This window comes from Vibrio sp. JZG120 (genome assembly GCF_053890955.1).
In genome coordinates this window covers 68,892-91,473 of sequence record NZ_JBSRRK010000011.1, presented here as the reverse complement: position 1 = coordinate 91,473, position 22,582 = coordinate 68,892, and the positions used below count along the sequence as shown (strand labels likewise).

The window sequence follows — 22,582 nt, the reverse complement described above, 5'->3', positions numbered from 1 at the left end:
GAATAACAATATGCCTATTCGCTCTTCTCAACCTTTGTATATTCAGGCCTGTGGCTTTCACTCTGCCATGGGACAAGATGACGCCATCATCCACCAGTGTTTATCAGGAGCGAAACCATGCAACATGGTGGTTGACCAAGATATTTTAAATTCAGGCCGCCAAACCGTAATCGGTCGAATTGCACAGACGTTACCGCAATTACCGACCGCACTCAGCCAGTTTGATACGAGAAACAACCGCCTCGCACTTTCGGCTTTGCAGCAAATCGAAAGCGACGTGCGTGAAGCCATGGCTAAATATGGTCGTGACCGTATCGCAGCCGTGATCGGCACCAGCACGTCTGGCATTTCAGATGGCGAAATCGCATTTGGCGAAAAGCTGGCAAATGGTGAGTTTCCCGCCGACTACCATTACACCAAACAAGAACTTGGCAACTGCAGCGATTTTATTGCCGCCTACTTTGATTTGAGCGGCCCACATTACTCAGTTTCCACCGCTTGCTCTTCTAGTGGTCGCGTCTTTTTAACCGCGCAACGCCTGATTCGCTCTGGCATTGTTGATGCGGTCATTGTAGGTGGTGTGGATACCATTTGTCGCCTAACGCTAAACGGCTTTAACGGTTTAGAAGCTCTATCCGATACCCTTTGTAAGCCGTTTGACCAACATCGCAACGGCATCAATATCGGCGAAGCCGCAGCATTAATGTTGCTAAGCAAAACACCTGCGCCCGTTGCTCTTCTCGGAGCTGGCGATAGCTCAGACGCGCACCACATTTCCGCACCACACCCAGAAGGGTTAGGCGCAGAAGAAGCGATGAAAAAAGCGTTGGCCAATGCAGGACTTACAGCGCAAGACATTGGTTACATCAACGCGCATGGCACAGCAACGCCGTTAAACGATGCGATGGAAAGCAAAGCCATTCATCGCTGCTTTGGAGACTCCGTTCCCGTAAGCTCGACAAAGCCACTCACCGGACACACATTAGGCGCAGCAAGTGCAACGGAAGCCGCGATCGCTTGGCATATTCTCAAGTACAACCTTGATTTGCCAATACAACACTGCGAAACCAAGGCAGACGATATCCATATATCGTTAGTTGAGACGCCAACCAAACTGGGTAACAAAGCGATTCTCAGCAACTCTTTTGCTTTTGGTGGCAATAATATTAGTCTTATTTTTGGTTACGCTCATGACTAAACTTCCTCCCATCGAACAACTTTTGCCACACGACAAACCAATGATCTTGGTTGATCGTGCTTTGGATGTTCAACGAGATACGATTCACTGCCAGGTTGATATCGTAGAACACAACCCGTTCTTCGACTCAGCCTCTCAAACTGTGCCAGCTTACGTTGGCATTGAGTTTATGGCGCAATCTGTCGCGGCGTGGTCTGGTTACCACGCATTAATGAAAGAACAAGCGCCACCGATTGGCTTTTTGCTTGGTAGCCGTCGATACACGTCTGAATGCGATGCGTTTTCTCGCGGACAGGTGCTCGATGTGTATGCTGAAAAAGTTATGGAAGATAACGGTATGGCGGTTTTTTCAGCCCGTATTGAGCTACAAGGAACTGTTGTAGCGACTTGCCAATTGAACGTTTACGTTCCATCAGAAGAAAAATTACAAGAAATGAAAATCAGGAGTCAACAATGACCCGACAAGTCCTCGTTACAGGTGCCAGCAAAGGCATCGGTAAAGCCATTGCCGTTCAATTAGCCAAAGATGGTTTCCAAGTCATTGTCCATTACATGGGCGATCAACAAGGCGCGCAAGACACCCTAAACACCATCGAACAGCATGGTGGTAGCGGTCGTCTTATCCAATTCGACATCAGTGACCGCGCAGATTGCCGAGAGAAACTAGAGGCCGATATCGCCGCACACGGCGCTTACTATGGCGTCGTGAACAACGCTGGCATCACAAAAGATACCGCTTTCCCTGCGATGACCGAAGAAGAATGGGATGGCGTGATCCATACCAACCTAGATAGCTTCTACAACGTTCTTCACCCTTGTGTTATGCCTATGGTGCAAAAGCGCAAAGGCGGTCGAATTGTTACCCTTGCATCAGTATCTGGCCTGATGGGTAACCGTGGTCAAACCAACTACAGCGCAGCAAAAGCGGGCGTAATTGGTGCGACAAAATCACTCGCACTTGAACTGGCAAAACGCAAAATCACCGTTAACTGCGTTGCACCGGGACTTATCGACACAGGCATGGTAGACGAACACGTAAAAGAACACGCGATGCCGCAAATTCCTTTGCGCCGCATGGGAGAGCCAGAAGAAGTTGCTGGTTTAGTCAGTTACCTTATGTCTGACATCGCAGGCTATGTAACTCGCCAAGTCATTTCGGTAAACGGAGGCCTAGTATGAGCCGTCGAGTTGTTGTAACCGGAATGTCGGGTGTGACTGCGTTTGGTAACGATTGGCAATCTGTCGAACCAAAACTGCGTGACTGCCAGAACGCGACGCAATACATGCCTTCTTACGAACAGTATGATGGCTTGAACACCAAGCTCGCGGCACCCATTTTAGATTTTGATCTGCCAAAGCACTACAAGCGCAAACAAGTACGTGGCATGGGGCGAGTTTCCAAATTAGCGACCGTCGCAACAGAAAACGCACTAAGCCAAGCAGGCTTGATTGGTAACGACGTGCTAACCAACGGTCAAACGGGTATCGCATACGGCTCATCAACAGGCAGTACCGACGCAATCGGCGCATTTGGTGTCATGCTGAATGAGAAAACCACTAAAGCGATCACCGCAACGACTTACGTGCAGATGATGCCGCACACTACGGCAGTGAACGTTGGTCTATTTTTCGGTTTGAAAGGCCGAGTGATCCCAACCAGCAGTGCATGTACCTCTGGCAGCCAAGCAATCGGCTATGCCTACGAAGCGATCAAACACGGCTACCAAACGGTCATGGTTGCTGGTGGCGCTGAAGAACTGTGCCCAACGGAATCCGCTGTCTTCGATACCCTTTTTGCCACCAGTCTGAAAAATGAAGACCCGAAAAGCACACCAAGACCTTATGACTCCGATCGCGATGGTTTGGTGATTGGTGAAGGTGCGGGAACGCTGGTTCTGGAAGAGTACGAACACGCCGTCGCTCGTGGCGCGAAAATCTATGCAGAAATCATCGGTTTTGCCAGCAACTGTGATGCCGCACACGTCACTCAACCACAGATGGAAACCATGCAAATCTGTATGGAAATGGCTTTGCAAAACGCGGGCATTCCAGCTGAGAAGATCGACTATGTATCTGCTCACGGCACTGCCACCGACCGCGGCGATATTGCGGAAAGCAACGCAACAGCGAATGCTCTGGGCAAAGTGCCAATAAGTTCACTCAAGAGCTACTTTGGCCACACACTAGGCGCCTGTGGCGCGATTGAAGCGTGGCTAGGTTTAGAAATGATGCACACAGGCTGGTTCAACCCAACGCTCAACCTAAAAAACCTCGACGAGCAATGTGGTGATTTAGACTACATCGCCGGACAAGGCCGAGAGCTGGACGTGAAATATTTGATGAGTAACAACTTCGCCTTTGGCGGCATCAACACCTCCATCATCTTTAAAAAGATGTAATGCCCTTAATAAATGCAAAAGCGCTGGTTAACCAGCGCTTTTTTGTTAGTTGAAGGCAACTGAACGGTGCTTGCAACGATAGATATCAGCAGAAACAGATGTTGGAGTTTGTCCTTCAGACTCAATAATATTAGTCACATGATATCGATTACCACCCGCCATGTAGACTTGGTTAGACAACTCATCAAAAAGAGAGCCTTTCTGGCTTTCTGATACAACTTTGTTTCCAATCACTTTGCACTCATTGTTTTCGACTTCTGCAAACGAGATGGGTTGAACTTCATTTGCACCAGGTAGTAATTTAACTTTCTCAGCTTCTAAACTGATTTTGGCAACCTGGCAGTCATAAAGCTCCGCAACAACACTAGATGGGCGTCCACGGCTAGTATCTAGAACAGTTGCGATATGGTACCGGTTTCCACCAGATGCGTAAGTTTGATTCTTAAGTATACGATCTACATTGTTTGGATGAACATCCTCGATCGTGTAAGAGTCAACCATTCTGCAATTAAGGTTTTTAATTGCAATATCAGTAATTGGGGTAATATTTATAGCTTGGGGTAAAACACGAACTTTGCGTGTGACACACCCACTTAAAAGAGTAACAATCAATGCAGTAAAAATTATTTTTTTCATGAGTTTAAGCATCAAAATAAAGCTCATGTAACAGAGCTAAGTTAATACATTTGAGACAAGATCGACAAAGCCCCGACAACTCAAAGAGTTATCGGGGCTTTTGAATAAATGGCACGCCCTATTGGATTCGAACCAATGACCACATCCTTAGAAGGGACGTGCTCTATCCAGCTGAGCTAAGGGCGCGCTACAGGGACAGGATTATACGAGTTCAAACGGGTAAATCAACGGGTTTTCATAACATTCTGATCTGAATGCCTAAAAAAAGTCCATCAAAACGCTTAATGTTCAAAAACACCACAAAGCAAACGTTTGCGTATGGATGTTAATAAGAAATTCTGCGACAATGCGCCGCAGATAATTTGCCTTCTTAATTTATAAGGAAAGTCATGACTGCTCAAAATATAGACGGAACTCTCATTTCCCAAACTGTTCGCTCCGAAGTGGCTGCACGTGTTAAAGCACGTGTTGAAGCTGGGCTACGTGCTCCTGGTTTAGCAGTGGTTCTAGTTGGTGAAGATCCTGCTTCTCAGGTTTATGTCGGTAGCAAACGCCGCGCATGTGAAGAAGTTGGGTTTGTTTCTAAGTCTTTTGACCTTCCTGCGTCTAGCTCAGAAGAAGAGTTACTAGCGCTGATTGATGAATTAAACAACGATGATGAAATTGACGGCATTCTAGTGCAATTACCCCTTCCTGCGGGCATCGACACAACACATGTTTTAGAGCGCATTCACCCAGAGAAAGACGTGGATGGCTTCCACCCTTACAACGTTGGTCGTCTTGCACAACGTATTCCAAAGCTTCGCTCTTGCACGCCAAAGGGCATCATTACCCTACTAGACCGTTACAACATAGAGCTTCGTGGCAAACATGCTGTTGTGGTTGGTGCATCAAACATTGTTGGCCGTCCTATGACACTTGAGCTGCTGCTTGCGGGCTGTACAACGACAACATGTCACCGTTTTACCAAAGACCTAGAGAGTCATGTGCGTCAAGCTGACGTTGTCGTAGTTGCGGTTGGTAAGCCAAACTTCATCCCTGGAGAGTGGATTAAGAAAGGTGCAGTGGTTATCGATGTCGGCATTAACCGTCTTGATTCAGGCAAGCTAGTTGGCGACGTGGAATACGATAAAGCACGTGAAAGTGCGAGCTTTATTACTCCTGTCCCTGGTGGTGTTGGCCCAATGACCGTCGCAAGCTTAATTGAGAACACGATGCTCGCTTGCGAGCAGTTCCACACAGACAAATAACGTAAACTTCAGATACGAAAAAGGCTCCGCAAGGGGCCTTTTTGCTAATTTTAGGTATCTCTTTCAATTACAGGCTTAAAATCACGCCCGCAATCGAAGCGCTCATTAAGTTCGCCATGACACCAGCGATAATCGCACGGAAACCATGTTTAGAAACAAATGCACGCTTTTCAGGTACCAATGAGCCCAACCCACCAATCAGCATCGCCATGCTTGAGATGTTTGCAAAGCCACACAAAGCAAACGTCACGATTGCTTGTGAGTGTTCACTAAGTTGAGATTTCACTTCTGCAAGCTGGATGAAAGCGACGAACTCATTCACCACAATCTTATTACCAATCAGCGAGCCTGCTGTGGTTGCTTCTTGCCATGGTACACCTAATAACCAAGCGACAGGTGCGAATACATAACCTAGGATCAGCTCGAAGCTTAGTGGCGTCCCAACAAGATCACCAATCCAACCTAGCATGCCGTTTAACATTGCAATGACACTGATGAAAGCCAATAGCGTACCACCTACCGATACAGCAATGCGTACACCCGCCATTGCACCATCGGCTAATGCTTCTACTACGTTGGTTGCACGTGGAATTTCAACTTGGCTAATGTCGATATCTGCTGCTTTATCCGTATCTTCTGGCATTAAAATTTTTGCCATCAGCAAGCCCGCAGGTGCCGACATAAATGCAGCAGCGATCAGGTAGTTAAGGTCAACGCCCAGTGACGCGTAACCGACCAACGTTCCACCAGCAACAGAAGCCAAACCACCTGTCATCACCGCAAAGAACTGCGAGTCGGTCATGTGCTTTAGGTATGGCTTTACCATCAATGGCGCTTCAATGGTGCCAACAAAAATATTCGCCGTTGCAGACAAAGACTCCGCACGACCGATACCCAGCAGCTTTTGAATACCGCCACCGATAAAGTTGATGATTTTTGGCATCACACCAATGTGATAAAGACCTGAGATAAGAGAGGAAAAGAAAACGATGATACCCAGAACATTGATCGCAAAGGTGAAGCCCCCTGTCGCCAAATTACCGAATAAAAACGCAATGCCCTCTTGACCATAGTTGATCAAATTCGACACTACGCTGCTCACTGAATTCAGCGCATCTCGTCCTGCTGGTACATATAAAACCAACAACGCAAACAGTACCTGCAAAGCAAACGCAAACGACACTGTTCTCAGCTTTATATTTTTTCTATTTGTAGAAAGTAGCCATGCTACGAATAGTATGGCTACGATACCAATAATTGAGTTCATAAAATGAATCCGACAGAAGGGGGATATGGAAGGCACCGGATTGTATAGCGGACTCAAAATGCTGCAAGTTGAGGATGTTAACAGTGTGAAAAGTTTAAGCGCCCAATAATTGACCTTAATTATAAGGCATTGAATTATATAAATATAAACGTTTGCTTATTTTTATTATTTCTATATGGAAAAGATGTTTCTAGTTCTGGAAAAATTTTTGTGAAGTGAATCACCTTATGTGCCGTTCAATAACGTCATTGATCCTGTTACTTAGGAATAGATATGTAAGGCGCTAGACGTTGATCCCAATGACACGGGTTACCGATCTTCTGTTTGATGAAGTTAATCACTGCGGATATTTTTTTGGGCATATGTTGGCGGCTTGGATACACCGCATAAAACGGCATCGACTGGCTTGCTTTCCAGTCCGGTAACAACTGTATTAACTTACCCGTTCTAAACTCATCACCCAGTAAGTAAGTGGCAAGGTAGGCAATGCCCCAACCTGCAATGGCTGCATCCCGAACGGCTTCAGCCAGATCCACTGAATAGTTACCCGAGACTTTTACGTTCAATTCTTGCTGATCTTTGGTAAACGCCCACCCCGTATAGTCGCGCTCCCAGCTTCTGTATATAAGGCAGTTATGAGAAGACAAATCATCCGGCTCTGTTGGCGTATCATGTTTCAATAAGTAATCTGGTGATGCCGCTACAACAAACTGGCAATCCGTCAAACGCTGCGCAATGTAGCCTTCAGGTAAATGCTCGTTGTTGGTTACCCATAAATCGAGCCCTTCGGCTAACATATCGACCTTATAGTCAAACAGATGTACTTCCACTTGAAGTTGAGGATAAAGTTCGCGTAACTCTTGAATCGCTGGGATAATGTGTAAGGTACCAAATGATTGCGACAATCCAAGACGTACCAAACCTGCCACTTCATCCCGCTGGGTCTCCATCTCTAATGTGGCGCTGCTCACCGCTTGTACCACTTGCTCACAGTGATGAAAAAAGGTTTTCCCTGCCTCAGTCGGCGTAAAGCTTCGCGTAGTGCGTTGAACAAGCTTGATACCAAGAGACGCTTCTAGCTGACTCAACTGCTTACTCACATGAGACACCGACACGCCTAAGCTCTTTGCAGCCGCTGTGAAGCTTTTATGTTTAAGAAGAGCGGAGAAAATCACCATTTGTGCGGCACGTTCAGATAACACGCTTTACCTCGATTTGATTATAGGAAAAACAAAGGACTCCGAAGAGCCCTCATATTGAATACTGGATGCCAAGTGATTATTTGATAACAGCTCAGTATTTGATTCGGTCAGCCAAGTGACTCACGGCGAGTGCGAAGTAGTAAGAGCGGTTCCACTTCATCAGTACGTTGTAGTTATTGTAAACCAGATACGTACGACCATTTTCGTCGTCCGGCATGATCAACCATGCTTTGATGTCTTCATCCAGTTTTGGCAACGGACTACCGTCGTATTTTGTGATGCCAAGTTTGCTCCACTCCTGAAGGTATTTACCTTTTTCAGCTGTGCGCCCTTCTAAGCTGCGATCAATGCCTTTAGGAACTTTCACTTGGCGACCCCAAGTATATTTGTCATCCCAGCCGGACTTGCTCAAATAGTTAGCGGTTGATGCAAATACGTCGACTTCAGATTGCCAAATGTCTTTTTTACCATCCCCGTTGCCGTCAGCGGCAAAACGTAGGAAAGAGCTTGGCATAAATTGACACTGTCCCATCGCACCAGCCCAAGAACCTTTAAAATTATCTAGCTCGATATGGCCTTGATCGAGGATCTGCAATGCCGACATGGTCTCTTTACGGAAAAACTCTTCACGACGACCTTCAAATGCCATTGTCGACAACGCGTCAATCACTTTGAAGTTACCCGTAAATTTACCAAAGTTACTTTCTACACCCCACAGCGCCACGATAAAGCGAGGCTGCACACCGTACTCATCGCCTATACGCTTTAGCTCGGTGTAATGCTCTTTATAGAGTTGTCTTGCTTGCTTCACCTTCCATTCAGGCACCGCGCGAGGAATGTATTCATCCAACGTCAGTTTCTTCTCTGGCTGGTTTCGGTCCGCTTTTACTGCTCGAGGCTTGTACTCAACATTAGCAAAAGCAGCACTAATGACCTGCTCTGAGATACCTTTATCACGCGCTTCAGCACGCAGCTTATTCAAGTATTCATCGAAACCCTCGCTACTTGCAAAAGCCGAGGTACACACACCAACGCTAAGCATGGTAGCCAGTATTTTTTTCATATTGCCCTCCTTGAGCAAGGCAGAAATCCCAGATGAAAAACGATGACGTTATTCGCCTTTCTGCTGGGCTTTTTGTTCTTTGTACTTTTCTAGTAGGTTCTCCGGCGGAGGCGGAACCTGCAAAAAGAAGCCATCATTTTGCAATGAAGCCTTCACTTTTTCGATATCAACTTGTGCCAATTTACGGCCATCAAGTTTAATCGTCATAACAGCGATAGGCTTACCGAACATCTGCATTAAGGTGTCAGGAACCTGTGAAAAATCATCCTTTTTCGGAATATAGAGATAAGTACCTTCTTTTTTCGAGCTTTTATAAATAGAACAAAGCATGACACGCCTTTTATGCTGATTTAGCCGCGTTGAGTGCGGATTAGGTTGAAAACGTCAAATTCTCGCAAACTTAATAGCAAATTTGAGATTAATTCACCTATTTGCCCACGAGAGAACTTGCTGCGTCAAAGGATGAAATATAACATGACAGACCTAGTTTAAGGCAACGCTCTTTCAATAAAGGCAAGAAGTCCACGATGACCCATTCACCAGACCTTAAAGGTAGCAGTTTTACATTGTCAGTTTTACACCTTTCTGACAATGAGATCGCAAAGACTGTCGAATTTTTGCAAGAAAAAGTTTCTCAAGCACCTTCTTTTTTTGCATCCGCGCCTTTGGTAATCAATATAGCAAAAGTACAAGGCGACATTGATTTCCCTAAGCTTAAACAAGGCATCTCAGATGCTGGTTTTATTCCGGTCGGTGTAACGGGCTGTAAAGACAAGCGTGTACAAAATCTTGCTTCCGAAGCTGGCTTCGCCATTATGTCGGCGAGCAAATCACCAAGCCAAGCACCTGCCAAAATGGCGCCAACGAAAGTAGTTCGCACGCCTGTTCGATCAGGACAACAGATCTACGCGAAAGATGGTGATTTGGTGGTGTTAGCGCACGTAAGTGCTGGTGCTGAAGTCATCGCTGACGGCTCTATTCATATCCATGGCACACTTCGAGGCCGTGCGATTGCAGGCGCAAGTGGTCAGCAGGAAGCGCGTATTATTTGCCACGATTTACAAGCAGAACTGGTATCCATTGCGGGTGACTACTGGTTAAGCGATCAAATTGAAAGCGAGTACTGGCAAAAGAAAGTAATGATCAGTAAAGCCGATGAATCATTGCATTTAGAAGTTCTCGCGATTTAATCTAAAAAGGAAAAAAAATGGCACGCATTATTGTAGTAACGTCTGGTAAAGGTGGCGTTGGTAAAACCACTTCAAGCGCAGCCATCGCCTCTGGTCTAGCTCTGAAGGGAAAAAAGACCGCGGTGATCGATTTTGATATCGGTTTGCGTAACCTCGACCTAATCATGGGCTGTGAGCGCCGTGTCGTGTATGACTTTGTGAACGTCATTAACGGCGAAGCGACATTAAACCAAGCGCTGATCAAAGATAAGCGCACGGACAACCTATTCATTCTTCCTGCTTCTCAAACTCGTGATAAAGACGCACTGACAAAAGATGGTGTTCAGCGCGTATTCGGCGAACTTGATGAAATGGGCTTTGATTTCATTATTTGTGATTCACCAGCAGGTATAGAACAAGGCGCATTGATGGCCTTGTATTACGCAGATGAAGCCATTGTCACAACGAACCCAGAAGTCTCTTCTGTGCGTGACTCTGACCGCATTCTCGGTATTTTAGATTCTAAGTCACTGCGTGCAGAACAAGGGCTAGAGCCAGTAAAACAACACCTGCTACTGACTCGCTACAACCCATCTCGCGTCACTCAAGGCGAAATGCTAAGCGTTGAAGACGTAGAGGAGATCTTACATATTCCACTACTGGGCGTGATTCCAGAAAGCCAAGCCGTGCTTAACGCGTCAAACAAAGGTGTGCCAGTCACTTTTGACGATAACACCGATGCAGGTATGGCTTACTCTGACACCGTTGATCGCTTATTAGGCAATCAGGTTGAATTTCGTTTCCTTACTGAGGAGAAGAAAGGACTCTTTAAACGACTCTTTGGAGGCTAGACATGTCATTATTAGAATTTTTCCGTCCACAGAAGAAAACTTCTGCGAATCTAGCTAAAGAGCGTTTGCAAATCATTGTTGCTGAGCGCCGCAGCCAAAATGATCCAGCGCCTTCTTACTTACCTCAATTGAAAGAGGACATCTTGAAGGTGATCAGTAAGTACGTGGCAATTGATCCAAATATGGTTGACTTAACATTTGAGCACAAAGACGACGATATCTCAGTTCTTGAGCTCAATGTGAAGCTACCAGACGACGAGAAGTAAACCACTTTTCCTCACGAGATTGAATGCTCAGATTAGAATGAAAAAGGTTGGCACCGAGGCCAACCTTTTAATCTTTTATTACTTTAATGCTTTGTTCATCTTGTCGCCGAGCAGGTCCAAGCGCCAGCCCTGCATCAAGTCAGGCAACACTTCTGGATCGCGATCTTTTTTCCACACCCAACTGATCAGCTGATTAATCTGTTTTTTAGAAGCAAGGAACTCCGTCGCTAAGCCAGACTTCTGCGACGCCGATTTCACTATGTCTTTCATATTTTTGAAGACTTGTTTGTAACCTGGATAATCCATTAAGCGTTCAATTTTCGCTGGATACTCTTCAGAAGGTGTTTGCTTCGCTTGTTTAACAATCGCGGCAATCTTCGCGCCATGGCGGTTAATCGCTCGGATATCAATATCTTCCGCTTCCATCTTCTTAAAGTTCGTTAAGCCAAGACGAGCGACTGTTAATAGGTCACCTTCTTTGAAGATAAAGTTCAGCGCTAAATCTCGTTTGATTGCTTCACGATAACGCCACGTCGCCAATGGTTTTAAAATCGCCAGTTCAGAAGGTTTTAACTGCCAAGCACCTTTAATATCAAGGTAGGCATTCTCCTCATTAGTGACGCGAATGCGTTTTGAAACCAACAAATCACTTTCTTGTTGTACGGCTTCCCACCAACCTGCTTGCGTCACCTTATCGAACAGCTTTTCGTATAACGGTAATAAGTAATGCACGTCTGCAGCAGCATAATCTAATTGCTTTTGCGTCAACGGTCGAGCCATCCAGTCAGTACGTGATTCACTTTTGTCGAGCTCTACGCCTAAATATTCTTCCACCAGCGATGCGAAGCCTGTTGATAGACCGTGACCAAGAAAGGCCGCCATCAACTGTGTATCTACCATAGGGAATGGAGTGCAACCAAATGCGTTTTGGAAAACTTCTAAATCTTCACCACATGCGTGCAGCACTTTTAGCACAGAAGTATCTTTTAATAGCGCTACGAACGGCGTCATATCCGTTAATTCGGTCGGATCAATCAGCGAGAGGCGATTACCATCGAAAAGCTGAATCAGACCTAACTGCGGGTAGAAAGTGCGAATACGGACGAATTCGGTATCCAGCATCACTACATCTGCCTCTCGGGCGTGAATGCAAACTTCTTCTAGGTCTTTGTTTTTGGTAATAATTTGATAATTCACATACTTCTCGCTATAAAAAATGCCAGCAAAACGCTGGCATTCTATCATTTTTTAAATCTCTCGACTCGACGAAATCGGCTTATGCGCTTTTCTTCGCGAGTTCAGCGTCATTCTCTTCGCGTAAAACACGACGCAAGATCTTACCGACATTGGTTTTAGGTAAGTCTTCGCGGAACTCAACCAACTTAGGTACTTTATAGCCAGTTAAATGTTCTCGACAATGCGCGATCACTTCGTCTTTGGTCAAGCTCGGATCGCGTTTCACGACATAGATCTTCACTAATTCACCAGAGACTTCGTGCGGTTGACCAATAGCGGCCACTTCAAGGACTTTGCCGTGTAGCGCTACAACGTCTTCGATTTCGTTCGGGTAAACGTTGAAGCCTGATACTAAGATCATGTCTTTCTTACGGTCAACGATGTGCAAGAAGCCTTCGTTATCGAACTTAACAATGTCGCCCGTTGATAGCCAGCCGTCTTCGTTGATCGTATCTTTCGTCGCTTCAGGTCGTTGCCAGTAGCCTTGCATAACCTGAGGACCACGAACTTGAAGTTCACCAGTTTCAGTGTTCGGAAGCGCATTGCCTTCTTCGTCCACAATGCGAACTTCCGTTGATGGCACAGGCAGGCCAATCGATCCATTGTATTCAACAAGGTCATGCGGGTATGCCGCAACCAATGGAGAACACTCGGTTAGGCCGTAACCTTCTAGTAGGTAACAACCCGTGGTCTTCTGCCATCTTTCTGCCACTGAGCGCTGCACTGCCATGCCGCCGCCAACGGCTAAACGTAGGTTACTGAAATCCAACTCGTGGAAGTCTTCGTTGTTGATCAAAGCATTAAATAAGGTGTTCACGCCCGTGATCGCAGTAAACGGATGCTTTTGTAGCTCTTTTACGAATCCTGGAATATCTCGAGGGTTGGTAATAAGTAGGTTACGGCCACCCATTTCGACAAACAGCAGACAGTTTACGGTAAGAGCAAATACGTGATACAGCGGTAGCGCTGTCACGACCAATTCACGGCCTGGAGATAAAACCGGCCCGTACGCGCCTTTCGCCTGTAAAACGTTCGCAATCATATTACGGTGTGTAAGAATCGCGCCTTTCGCGACGCCTGTCGTACCGCCCGTGTATTGCAGGAATGCGATATCATCCCCAGACATAAACGGTTTAACGTATTGTAGACGACGACCTTTACGTAGAGCCTGACGCATTGAGATTGCACCAGGTAAATCGTACTTAGGCACCATGCCCTTAACGTACTTCACGACAAAATCGACAATCGTACCTTTCGCTCGTGGCAGCATTTGACCAAGGCTGGTTAACACCACGTGTTTAACTGGTGTTTTATCGACGATTTGTTCTAGCGTGTTCGCAAAGTTAGACACAATCACAATCGTCGTCGCACCTGAGTCATTCAATTGGTGTTCAAGTTCACGAGGAGTGTAAAGTGGGTTAACGTTTACGGCGATACAACCTGCACGCAAAATACCAAACAACGCCACTGGGTATTGCAGTAGGTTTGGCATCATCAGAGCAACACGGTCACCCTTTTGCAGTTTTAACTCGTTTTGCAGATACGCTGCGAATGCGCGACTACGCTCTTCCAATTTACGGAAGGTCATAACCGAGCCCATGTTCATGAATGCTGGTTGGTCTGCATATTTTTGTACAGACTGCTCAAACATTTCTACCAAAGACTCATATTGCTCTGGATTAATGGTTTCAGGTACGTCACTTGGATAACGTGAAAGCCATGGTTTATCCACGATGTTACTCCTCGTTTATAACTGGCTAAAAAATAGCGTCCTTTTTATTTTGAAAGCTATTACAGCACAGCGAACGTGCTTGAGCACGCAACTCTCAAACACTTGTTTAAATTTTGTTAACTACACCAAGAATTCGCGTTGCGACCTCGAGTATTTGCTCTAAATGACAGTGATGACCACCATTGACAGAAACCACTTGCGGCGGGTTCTCTCCCCAATCAGCTTGGTTAGATGGTAAATTCTGAAATCCTTGATCGCCTAATACGATCAAATGAGGACAACGTATTTGGCTGGTAATCGAGTTAGCATGCGCTTGCGCCATTCGGTAAAGCGACGCACATTTTAACTTGGCATCATGCCGCCAATACCATTTATCTCCTCGCTGCTCTGTTCCACGCTCGACTATCGGCAGAAGCTGCTCAGCGGTTAATTGATTGGCTTGCATGCGTAATTTTAACGCCAGATCGAAGGAGGTAATGCTTCGCTCTGGCTTGTTGTGCTGTCTTACTCGACTTAAAACGCCATCACGAAGACGAGGCAAACTGTTAGCAGGATCTTCAGTAAGAGGTCCTGCTCCCTCAATTTGCACAAGAGCTTCGACCTGCTCTGGAAACGCAGCACTATAGCAACTTGCGATTAAAGCACCAAGTGAATGCCCTACTAATATCAGTCTGTTTGGTGATAATTCGTCCAACAGCTGATGTAAATCGGCAATATAGTCGTGAAAGGGATAATAATTATCGTGAGATTTATGACTCGATAAACCGTGACCAAAATGGTCGATAGCAAGGAGGTGTAAGTGAGGATTAAGTTGGTTCAACTGCTCCATGAGCGCTTTAAAGCTGCCCGCATTATCTAACCATCCATGAAGAAAAACGACTGACAAGTCAGCCGTTTTTTCGTTCCCTATCTCTAGGGCTGCCATTTTGCCGACAGGAAGCTCGAATTGACGCTCATGCATCGCAGATTATTTGACCTGTTTTATCACTTTACCGTCTTGTGGGAAATCATTACGCCACATACGGCAGTTAATCGAGTAACATGGGTAAAAGTAGGTTGGCGAGTCATACATGCGTACACGTTCTTCAATTTTCCATAAACGGTACCCTTCCCCCTTAATAATCGGGAAGATGTAACCGTGCTCACCGATCTTTCCTTCTTCTTCCCCTGCTCCTTTGCCTACAACCGTCACCAAACGGCCTTCACTAAAGGCGACAGGCTCTAAATAGCCATCAAAATAGGTGACAAAACGTCCCGTAGGCTCTTCATCAATATCAGGTTTACCAGACTTACTTATAGGAAGGTTTACAATCTCTAGACGCGTTTTATCTTTAAAGTTATCCACTTTAGCGATGATTCCACCAAGGCGAACATCTTCACTCACTTGCCCTTGAGACTCAGCAAAAGCTTTATAGTCTGTAACGACCAATTCCGTGCTTGCATTTAGCTCCTCTGGCAACGAGCTACACGCAGACAAACCAACCGTAGCAAATAATGCGAGAAAAAACCGTCCAAAAACCTTCATAAACCACCTTTCAATATTAGTAACCCCAAGCAGGGGAGATCTCACACGTAAATATCGACACCAAGTAATTGAGCCAGTTCCTCTTTTTTAGCTCGATTCATGACATCCATGTACTGCTCCATTGCTTTACGTGCGCTCCCTTCAGGAAGGTCATATTGCACTTGAGCTCGGTGAATTAGCGACTCATCCACGTGTTTTATGGAGTGCGCCACAGCGTTAGCAACCTTTGAAGGCTGACCTACAGGCTGCTTTGTTTGTGATTTATCTACCTGCTTCTTTTTGCTGACTTTATTAGTGCGATTTGCACCGGGAATCAAAGAAGGAGGCAAGCCATTAATCGACGCCATAACGCTCCATAAAAATACAGGGCAAACGCCCTGCTTTTTGTCAGGTTAATGAAAAACGGATTATTCGCGGCCCGGAAGTTTTTTCCATGTCACATTATCGCGTAGATAAACTGGGCTAGAATCTTCTACCGGCACAGTATTACCCTTTTTAAATTCTTGTTCAGCAAGAATCACGATGTCTTGTGAATCAGGGTACAGAACCTCGCCATGCGTCAAATTAAACGGTAGGTCTGCTAATACTTCTTGGTAGGCATCCCAACCAGTACCTGCTGTCGTCCACGTTTTGTCGTCTGCTTGTGCTTCTTCAGTTAAACGTGCTGGTGGAATAACACACTCTGCATCAATACCAACCCATTCACCATTGTCTTGACGAGAATAGCGCGCCCAATAAACTTCACTCATACGTGCATCAATGGCAACAGCGACATTGATCACACCATGTAAACGATGGCTACCTTGAGCCATCGCAGCCAGCGTTGAAACGCCGATCATAGGTAAGTCAGCACCGAACGCCAAACCTTGTGCGATACCAATACCGATACGAACGCCAGTAAAGCTACCTGGACCACGTCCAAACGCTAACGCATCTAGCTCTTGTAGAGTCAGGCCAGCTTCTTTTAGTACTTCATCAACCATTGGCAGTACTTTTTTGGTGTGATCGCGTGGTGCAACCGCGCTACGTGAAATCACTTGATCATTAGCCAACAACGCAACTGAACAGTTTTCAGTCGCTGTATCGATAGCAAGAATTTTTGCGCTCATTTAACTCTCTACAACTCTCATTTATTGGGTTATGCCTCAGCACTTGCGTCTGTGACAGATTGTTCTGCTTTCAGGAATGCTTTGATTCCATCTAAGTCTCGCGTTCTTGGGATAGGTGGTAGGCTTCCGAGGAAAATACCACCGTAGTCTCGCGTGACAAGGCGATTATCACAAATGATCAACGCACCGTGATCCTTCTGATCTCGAATTAATCGCCCTACACCCTGCTTTAACGTAATCACTGCATCCGGGATTTGTACTTCAGCAAATGGTTCACCACCACGTAATCGACAATCCTCGATACGGGCTTTGAGTAATGGATCGTCAGGGGCGGTAAACGGTAATTTGTCGATAATAACACAGCTCAGCGCATCACCTCTAACATCAATCCCTTCCCAGAAAGCGCCTGTCGCCACGAGTAAAGCGTTACCCAGTTCCATAAACTCCGCCAAGGTTTTCTGCTTACTCATCTCCCCTTGCATTAACACAGGCAGATCAAGTACTTCTCGGAACTTCTCACCTAGTTCACGCATCATGCTGTGCGAGGTACATAAAAAGAAGCAGCGACCATCGTTTTCTTCAATCACCGGGGCAAGCATTCGGACTAACTTATCCGCTAAGCCGCTACTGTTTGGCTCTGGCAGATACCTTGGCACACAAAGGCGCGCTTGTTTTTGATAATCAAAGGGGGACGGCAGAGAAAATTGCTTTGTAGGCTTGAGGCCAAGGCGCTCAGTAAAGTGCTTGAAGTCGCCCGATACGGCTAGGGTTGCTGACGTGAAAATCCACGCGCCTTGTTTAATCTCTATTTGCTCATGGAACTTGTCCGCGACAGAAAGGGGCGTAATGTGCAGAGCGAAATGACGAGGCGAGGTATCGTACCAGTATGAGTAACCGGTAATATCGACATCACATACCCGGTCGATGCGGCCTTTGATCAAATTGGCTCGTTCAAAGGCGGTATCCAGTAATTGACTGCGCCCTAAGGCTATTTTGAGTACATCAATCGCCAATTCGAGGCTATCAGTTAAGCGCAATAATTCTCGCTTAATAGAGCCTGATTGCAACGCCTCACGCCAGTTGCCACGAAAGCCTGGCTCACCCAGTACAATCCGCATGTCCATTGCGCTTTGCATGAGTTTGTCGCCCACTTTTTGCAATTGACGCATATCTTTGGCTTCGGTGCGGTAGGCTATTTCAATGTCTTTGGCAAGATCATGAATTTGACGGCTTGAAACTGACTGGCCGAAATATTCGCTCGCAATATCTGGCAACTGATGAGCTTCATCAAAAATAAACACATCGGCTTCTGGGATCAGTTCGCCAAATCCTGTTTCTTTGATCGCTAAGTCAGCAAGAAATAAGTGATGGTTCACCACAACAATGTCGGAATCCATGGCTCGCTTACGCGCTTTCAATACAAAGCAATCGGTGTAGCTCGGACACTCTTTACCTAAACAGTTATCATTGGTGGAGGTGATGGTCGGAATGATCATGCTGTCTTCTGGCAGATCATCACAATCACCAAGGTCACCTGTTTTGGTTTCTGATGACCAAGCACGCACTTTAACCAATTGAGTTAATAGCGTCGGGTCAGATTCATTAGTATGGCTTTCGACCATTTGGCGGCTCAAGCGATCCAAACACAGATAATTAGAACGCCCTTTTAATAACGCCACTTGACCATAAAAACCAAGCGCATTGACCATGAGCGGTAAGTCCCGATGGTACAACTGCTCTTGCAAGTTTTTCGAGCCTGTACTGATGATCACTTTTTTACCACTCAACAGCGCAGGGACTAGGTATGCGAAGGTCTTACCGGTTCCGGTTCCTGCCTCCACCACCAACTGGGTTTGATCTTTGATCGCACTACTGACGGCTTCCGCCATATCGATTTGTGGCTGACGAGCTTGAAAGCCAGGAATGGCATTACCTAACGCGCCATCAGAGGAAAAAGTTTTTGCGATCATGCTTGGTATTGAGTTTGAAAAATTATCGAGAGTATATCAGAGGAATAGGAGTGACATCAGCCCACAATCTGGCCAGCTTGCGGCGATGCACGGATATTTTGTTGAAACCAACGTAAGAATAGATTATTTATGGTGAAACATGGCAGTACAGTTACACCCGCCTGGGAATAATAACAAATTCGTACGCTAAAATATTAATGCATGGAAGTACCTGATTTATGGAAAAGAAAACACTGTTGACCCACTGTTCTGACGCCCCGGGTCTCATCTCAAAAATCACTAACATCTGTTACAAGCACCAACTCAACATCGTTCACAATAACGAATTTGTTGATAATACCAGTGGCCACTTTTTCATGAGAACGGAGTTGGAGGGATACTTCAACGATCAAACGTTTCTTGCCGATTTGGACCAAGCACTCCCGCAAGGTGCTAAGCGTAAATTGGTTGGCTCTCGCCGTAAGCGCATCGTCATTCTCGTCACAAAAGAAGCGCATTGTTTAGGCGATATTCTGATGAAAACCTACGACGGAAGCCTAGATGTTGAGATCGCCGCTGTGGTAGGGAATTACGACAAACTGCAAACTCTCACTGAACGCTTCGACATTCCTTACCACCACGTGACCCATGAAAACCTTAGCCGTGAAGAACACGAGCAGAAGATGTTAGAGGTGATCGACCAATACGATGCTGACTTTTTGGTGTTAGCTAAATACATGCGCGTATTGACGCCTACGTTTGTTGAGAAATACCACCACAAAATCATTAATATTCATCACAGCTTCTTACCTGCTTTTATTGGCGCTAAGCCATATCAACAAGCTTACGATCGCGGTGTGAAAATCATCGGTGCAACGGCACACTTCGTGACCAATGATTTAGATGAAGGGCCGATCATCAAGCAAGACGTCATTCCTGTCGACCATACATTCAATGCCCAAGATATGGCACAAGCGGGACGCGATGTAGAAAAGAATGTGTTGAGCAAAGCGTTGAATAAAGTGATCAATGACCACGTATTTGTTTACGGCAATAAGACGGTTATCCTTTAAGTTCATCGCATTTGAAAAAAGAAAGGGTTGCTCATTTGGCAACCCTTTCTTCTTAATAGTTGTTCAGAGCTCACTTATTCAGCCTGCTCAGACTCCACAATACGCTTAAGTGAATGCGGGTGCAGCTTGATACAAATGCCTTGGTACTTAAACGCCACGGTTGGGTTGTTCAAGCGTTCGCCTTCCCCTTTCGGGCTCGACAATTTGATCTTCACACCCAGCTCTTTTAACTCATCAAAACGCGCGCCAAACGCTGGGTAAGTGTGTTTCAAATCAGCAAGAAACTCATCTGCGGTTTCGGCATGAGACGGAATCACAAACTCCACATGTTCCCAGCTTTCATTTGGGTAGATTTTGCCTTCCGCAGGATATGGCAGCTCCAGACACTCAATCTTCCAGCCACGGCTTTCCAACGCTTTGTCGAATACGATAACGATGATTGGGCGACCGTTTATTTTCGCTTGTGAAATCACCTTACCGTATTGATTCCATGCTTCATGCGCGGCTTTCGCTGTTTCAATATCATTAATACGCAGCGCAATATGGTCAGCTTGAGCAAAGCTCAGATCCAGTTTTAACAGGGTTGCAAGCTCTTCAATCTTCGCCATAAATGCGTCCAGATCTTGGATCATCAATTCAGGCGTTAGGCGCTTTTCAACTAGTTGAGTCGTCATTGTGGCTCTCTTATGGGGCGATTTATCTCATTACTTTGAGCGCAATAGTAAACGCAAACTAAGCCACATTTCCATTCAATCGAAAAAGTAAAAATTTCGCCTATTCATCTCTGTATGAAAAGCAATAAAGTTGTTATGATTAGCCCCATTTTTGTGAACTCTAACAGAGCTCGGCGTACATTCTGCCGAGTTCTTTGTCCTTGAATTGAAGGAAACGCGTGTGAATATCCAAGCACTTATTAATGACAAAGTATCTCAGGCTCTAGAAGCCGCTGGCGCACCTGCAGGTAGTCCTGCAGCCGTTCGCCAATCAGCAAAGCCACAATTTGGTGATTACCAAGCAAACGGCGTAATGGGCGTTGCTAAAAAACTGGGTACTAACCCACGAGAATTTGCACAGAAAGTACTGGATGTTCTAGACCTAGATGGTATTGCGAGCAAAACAGAAATCGCTGGCCCTGGTTTCATCAACATTTTCCTAAGCGAAGAGTTCCTTGCGAAACAAGCCGACGCGGCGCTAGCAGACGAACGTCTTGGCGTAGCTAAAGAAGAAGCGCAAACCATCGTTGCCGACTACTCTGCACCAAACGTAGCAAAAGAAATGCACGTAGGTCACCTGCGTTCAACCATCATCGGTGATGCAGTGGTACGTACGCTTGAGTTCTTAGGTCACAAAGTGATCCGCGCGAACCACATCGGTGACTGGGGTACTCAGTTCGGTATGCTTATCGCAAACCTTGAGCGCGTACAACAAGAGTCTGGCGAAGTTTCTATGGAACTTGCGGACCTTGAAGGCTTCTACCGCGAATCGAAAAAGCTGTACGATGAAGATGAAGAGTTCGCAGTAAAGGCGCGAAACTACGTGGTAAGACTGCAAAGCGGTGACGAGTACTGTGCAGAAATGTGGAAAAAACTCGTTGATGTAACCATGATCCAAAACCAGCGCAACTACGACCGTCTAAACGTGTCACTGACTCGTGACGACGTAATGGGCGAAAGCATGTACAACGACATGCTTCCTAAGATCGTTGCAGACCTAAAAGAACAAGGTCTTGCCGTTGAAGATGATGGCGCGCAAGTTGTATTCCTAGATGAATACAAGAACAAAGATGGCGAACCAATGGGCGTTATCGTTCAAAAACGCGATGGCGGTTTCCTATACACAACAACAGATATCGCATGTGCAAAATATCGTTATGAAGAGCTAAGCGCAGACCGTGTGCTTTACTTCATCGACTCACGTCAACACCAGCACCTAATGCAAGCTTGGACGATTGTTCGTAAAGCGGGCTATGTGCCTGAGTCTGTATCTCTTGAGCACCACGCGTTCGGCATGATGCTGGGTAAAGACGGAAAGCCATTCAAGACTCGTGCGGGTGGTACCGTTCGTTTGGCAGATCTTCTGGATGAAGCAGAAGTTCGCGCAGCACAGCTGATCGAATCTAAAAACCCTGAACTAGATGCGGAAGAAAAAGAGAAGATCTCTAAAACAGTTGCAATGGCAGCGGTTAAATACTCTGACTTATCTAAACACCGTACGACTGACTACGTGTTCGATTGGGACAACATGTTAGCGTTTGAAGGTAACACAGCACCATACATGCAATATGCATACACTCGCGTAGCTTCAATTTTCGCTAAAGCTGGTGTTGCTATGGATGCTCTCCAAGGTGACATCAAAATCACTGATGAGAAAGAGAAAGCACTTATTGCTAAACTTATGCAGTTCGAAGAAGCGGTGCAATCTGTTGCTCGCGAAGGCCAACCACACATCATGTGTAGCTACCTATTCGAACTAGCAGGTCAGTTCTCTAGCTTCTACGAAGCGTGCCCTATCCTAGTTGCTGAAGACGAAGCAGTGAAACAAAGCCGTCTGAAACTAGCTGCGCTAACAGCGAAGACCATCAAGCAAGGTCTGTCTCTACTGGGTATCGATACTCTAGAGCGTATGTAATCCGCTTTTACGTAGTTAGCTTAAGTAGC

23 protein-coding genes and 1 tRNA gene are annotated in these 22,582 nt (G+C 45.9%); 10 read left to right on the top strand and 14 right to left on the bottom strand.

Going from position 1 to position 22,582, the window contains the following annotated elements; translation table 11 throughout:
• Positions 1-10 precede the first annotated feature (10 nt).
• From ACWPOD_RS19325 to ACWPOD_RS19310, 4 genes are read left to right on the top strand one after another with little or no spacing between them, the layout of a single operon-like run.
• Positions 11-1,198 (top strand): beta-ketoacyl-[acyl-carrier-protein] synthase family protein, encoded by a 1,188-nt coding sequence (locus ACWPOD_RS19325; protein WP_456232137.1) that lies wholly within the window; start codon positions 11-13, stop codon positions 1,196-1,198.
• Positions 1,191-1,655 carry a hotdog family protein gene (locus ACWPOD_RS19320; RefSeq protein WP_456232136.1) on the top strand — a complete coding sequence of 155 codons (465 nt, stop codon included), beginning with the start codon at positions 1,191-1,193 and terminating at the stop codon, positions 1,653-1,655. Before ACWPOD_RS19325 ends, ACWPOD_RS19320 begins: the two co-directional genes overlap by 8 nt.
• The gene (gene fabG / locus ACWPOD_RS19315) at positions 1,652-2,377 is read left to right on the top strand and encodes a 3-oxoacyl-ACP reductase FabG (RefSeq protein WP_167426793.1); all 726 of its coding nucleotides are present in this window, start codon (positions 1,652-1,654) and stop codon (positions 2,375-2,377) included. The genes ACWPOD_RS19320 and fabG overlap by 4 nt, the downstream gene beginning before the upstream one ends.
• Positions 2,374-3,597, top strand: a complete 1,224-nt coding sequence (locus ACWPOD_RS19310) for a beta-ketoacyl-ACP synthase (protein ID WP_167426794.1) — start codon at positions 2,374-2,376, stop codon at positions 3,595-3,597. The genes fabG and ACWPOD_RS19310 overlap by 4 nt, the downstream gene beginning before the upstream one ends.
• Positions 3,598-3,642: 45 nt before the next feature.
• On the opposite strand, the gene ACWPOD_RS19305 is transcribed toward ACWPOD_RS19310, so the two are convergent.
• Together ACWPOD_RS19305 and ACWPOD_RS19300 are read right to left on the bottom strand one after the other, a co-directional pair.
• A complete protein-coding gene (locus ACWPOD_RS19305) occupies positions 3,643-4,233 on the bottom strand; it encodes a membrane lipoprotein lipid attachment site-containing protein (RefSeq protein WP_048626525.1) in 591 nt (196 codons plus the stop codon).
• Between the two features lie 109 nt (positions 4,234-4,342).
• Positions 4,343-4,419: transfer RNA gene (locus ACWPOD_RS19300), tRNA-Arg, on the bottom strand.
• Positions 4,420-4,622: 203 nt separating this feature from the next.
• Between ACWPOD_RS19300 and folD the strand changes: the two genes are divergently transcribed.
• Entirely contained in the window at positions 4,623-5,483 is an 861-nt protein-coding gene (gene folD / locus ACWPOD_RS19295; protein WP_005396027.1) for a bifunctional methylenetetrahydrofolate dehydrogenase/methenyltetrahydrofolate cyclohydrolase FolD, read from the top strand.
• A 67-nt stretch (positions 5,484-5,550) separates the two neighbouring features.
• Here the strand turns inward: folD and ACWPOD_RS19290 are convergent, their stop codons facing one another.
• From ACWPOD_RS19290 to ACWPOD_RS19275, 4 genes are all read right to left on the bottom strand, one after another.
• Positions 5,551-6,750 (bottom strand): NupC/NupG family nucleoside CNT transporter, encoded by a 1,200-nt coding sequence (locus ACWPOD_RS19290; protein ID WP_031780514.1) that lies wholly within the window; start codon positions 6,748-6,750, stop codon positions 5,551-5,553.
• Between the two features lie 257 nt (positions 6,751-7,007).
• Positions 7,008-7,952, bottom strand: coding sequence for a LysR family transcriptional regulator (locus tag ACWPOD_RS19285; protein WP_005396032.1), 945 nt, complete (start codon positions 7,950-7,952; stop codon positions 7,008-7,010).
• Positions 7,953-8,043: 91 nt separating this feature from the next.
• Positions 8,044-9,015 carry a lytic murein transglycosylase gene (locus ACWPOD_RS19280; protein WP_167426795.1) on the bottom strand — a complete coding sequence of 324 codons (972 nt, stop codon included), beginning with the start codon at positions 9,013-9,015 and terminating at the stop codon, positions 8,044-8,046.
• A gap of 48 nt (positions 9,016-9,063) precedes the next feature.
• A complete protein-coding gene (locus tag ACWPOD_RS19275; protein ID WP_005382303.1) occupies positions 9,064-9,345 on the bottom strand; it encodes a YcgL domain-containing protein in 282 nt (93 codons plus the stop codon).
• Positions 9,346-9,542: 197 nt separating this feature from the next.
• Here ACWPOD_RS19275 and minC point away from each other — a divergent pair, with 197 nt between their 5' ends.
• From minC to minE, 3 genes are read left to right on the top strand one after another with little or no spacing between them, the layout of a single operon-like run.
• The gene (gene minC / locus ACWPOD_RS19270) at positions 9,543-10,205 is read left to right on the top strand and encodes a septum site-determining protein MinC (protein ID WP_005382304.1); all 663 of its coding nucleotides are present in this window, start codon (positions 9,543-9,545) and stop codon (positions 10,203-10,205) included.
• A 17-nt stretch (positions 10,206-10,222) separates the two neighbouring features.
• On the top strand, positions 10,223-11,035 hold the full coding sequence (minD, locus tag ACWPOD_RS19265) for a septum site-determining protein MinD (RefSeq protein ID WP_005388331.1): 813 nt from the start codon (positions 10,223-10,225) through the stop codon (positions 11,033-11,035).
• A gap of 2 nt (positions 11,036-11,037) precedes the next feature.
• On the top strand, positions 11,038-11,301 hold the full coding sequence (gene minE / locus ACWPOD_RS19260; RefSeq protein ID WP_005396037.1) for a cell division topological specificity factor MinE: 264 nt from the start codon (positions 11,038-11,040) through the stop codon (positions 11,299-11,301).
• A 78-nt stretch (positions 11,302-11,379) separates the two neighbouring features.
• On the opposite strand, the gene rnd is transcribed toward minE, so the two are convergent.
• The 7 genes from rnd to ACWPOD_RS19225 form a co-directional block, all read right to left on the bottom strand.
• Positions 11,380-12,498, bottom strand: a complete 1,119-nt coding sequence (rnd, locus tag ACWPOD_RS19255; RefSeq protein WP_082244853.1) for a ribonuclease D — start codon at positions 12,496-12,498, stop codon at positions 11,380-11,382.
• Between the two features lie 79 nt (positions 12,499-12,577).
• Positions 12,578-14,269: a long-chain-fatty-acid--CoA ligase FadD gene (gene fadD / locus ACWPOD_RS19250; RefSeq protein WP_167426796.1), complete on the bottom strand. Its 1,692-nt coding sequence runs from the start codon at positions 14,267-14,269 to the stop codon at positions 12,578-12,580.
• A gap of 106 nt (positions 14,270-14,375) precedes the next feature.
• The gene (locus ACWPOD_RS19245; RefSeq protein WP_167426797.1) at positions 14,376-15,230 is read right to left on the bottom strand and encodes an alpha/beta fold hydrolase; all 855 of its coding nucleotides are present in this window, start codon (positions 15,228-15,230) and stop codon (positions 14,376-14,378) included.
• Between the two features lie 6 nt (positions 15,231-15,236).
• On the bottom strand, positions 15,237-15,794 hold the full coding sequence (locus ACWPOD_RS19240; RefSeq protein WP_167426798.1) for a Slp family lipoprotein: 558 nt from the start codon (positions 15,792-15,794) through the stop codon (positions 15,237-15,239).
• A gap of 41 nt (positions 15,795-15,835) precedes the next feature.
• A complete protein-coding gene (locus ACWPOD_RS19235; RefSeq protein ID WP_167426799.1) occupies positions 15,836-16,141 on the bottom strand; it encodes a chromosome partitioning protein ParA in 306 nt (101 codons plus the stop codon).
• 60 nt (positions 16,142-16,201) lie between these two features.
• A complete protein-coding gene (gene tsaB, locus ACWPOD_RS19230; protein WP_167426800.1) occupies positions 16,202-16,903 on the bottom strand; it encodes a tRNA (adenosine(37)-N6)-threonylcarbamoyltransferase complex dimerization subunit type 1 TsaB in 702 nt (233 codons plus the stop codon).
• Between the two features lie 29 nt (positions 16,904-16,932).
• On the bottom strand, positions 16,933-18,873 hold the full coding sequence (locus ACWPOD_RS19225; RefSeq protein ID WP_456232135.1) for an ATP-dependent DNA helicase: 1,941 nt from the start codon (positions 18,871-18,873) through the stop codon (positions 16,933-16,935).
• A gap of 218 nt (positions 18,874-19,091) precedes the next feature.
• Between ACWPOD_RS19225 and purU the strand changes: the two genes are divergently transcribed.
• Positions 19,092-19,925 carry a formyltetrahydrofolate deformylase gene (gene purU / locus ACWPOD_RS19220; RefSeq protein WP_005382206.1) on the top strand — a complete coding sequence of 278 codons (834 nt, stop codon included), beginning with the start codon at positions 19,092-19,094 and terminating at the stop codon, positions 19,923-19,925.
• A gap of 74 nt (positions 19,926-19,999) precedes the next feature.
• Here purU and ACWPOD_RS19215 read toward each other — a convergent pair whose 3' ends face one another.
• Positions 20,000-20,599, bottom strand: a complete 600-nt coding sequence (locus ACWPOD_RS19215) for a VOC family protein (protein WP_167426802.1) — start codon at positions 20,597-20,599, stop codon at positions 20,000-20,002.
• Between the two features lie 220 nt (positions 20,600-20,819).
• Here ACWPOD_RS19215 and argS point away from each other — a divergent pair, with 220 nt between their 5' ends.
• Positions 20,820-22,553 carry an arginine--tRNA ligase gene (gene argS / locus ACWPOD_RS19210; RefSeq protein WP_046874243.1) on the top strand — a complete coding sequence of 578 codons (1,734 nt, stop codon included), beginning with the start codon at positions 20,820-20,822 and terminating at the stop codon, positions 22,551-22,553.
• Positions 22,554-22,582 lie beyond the last annotated feature (29 nt).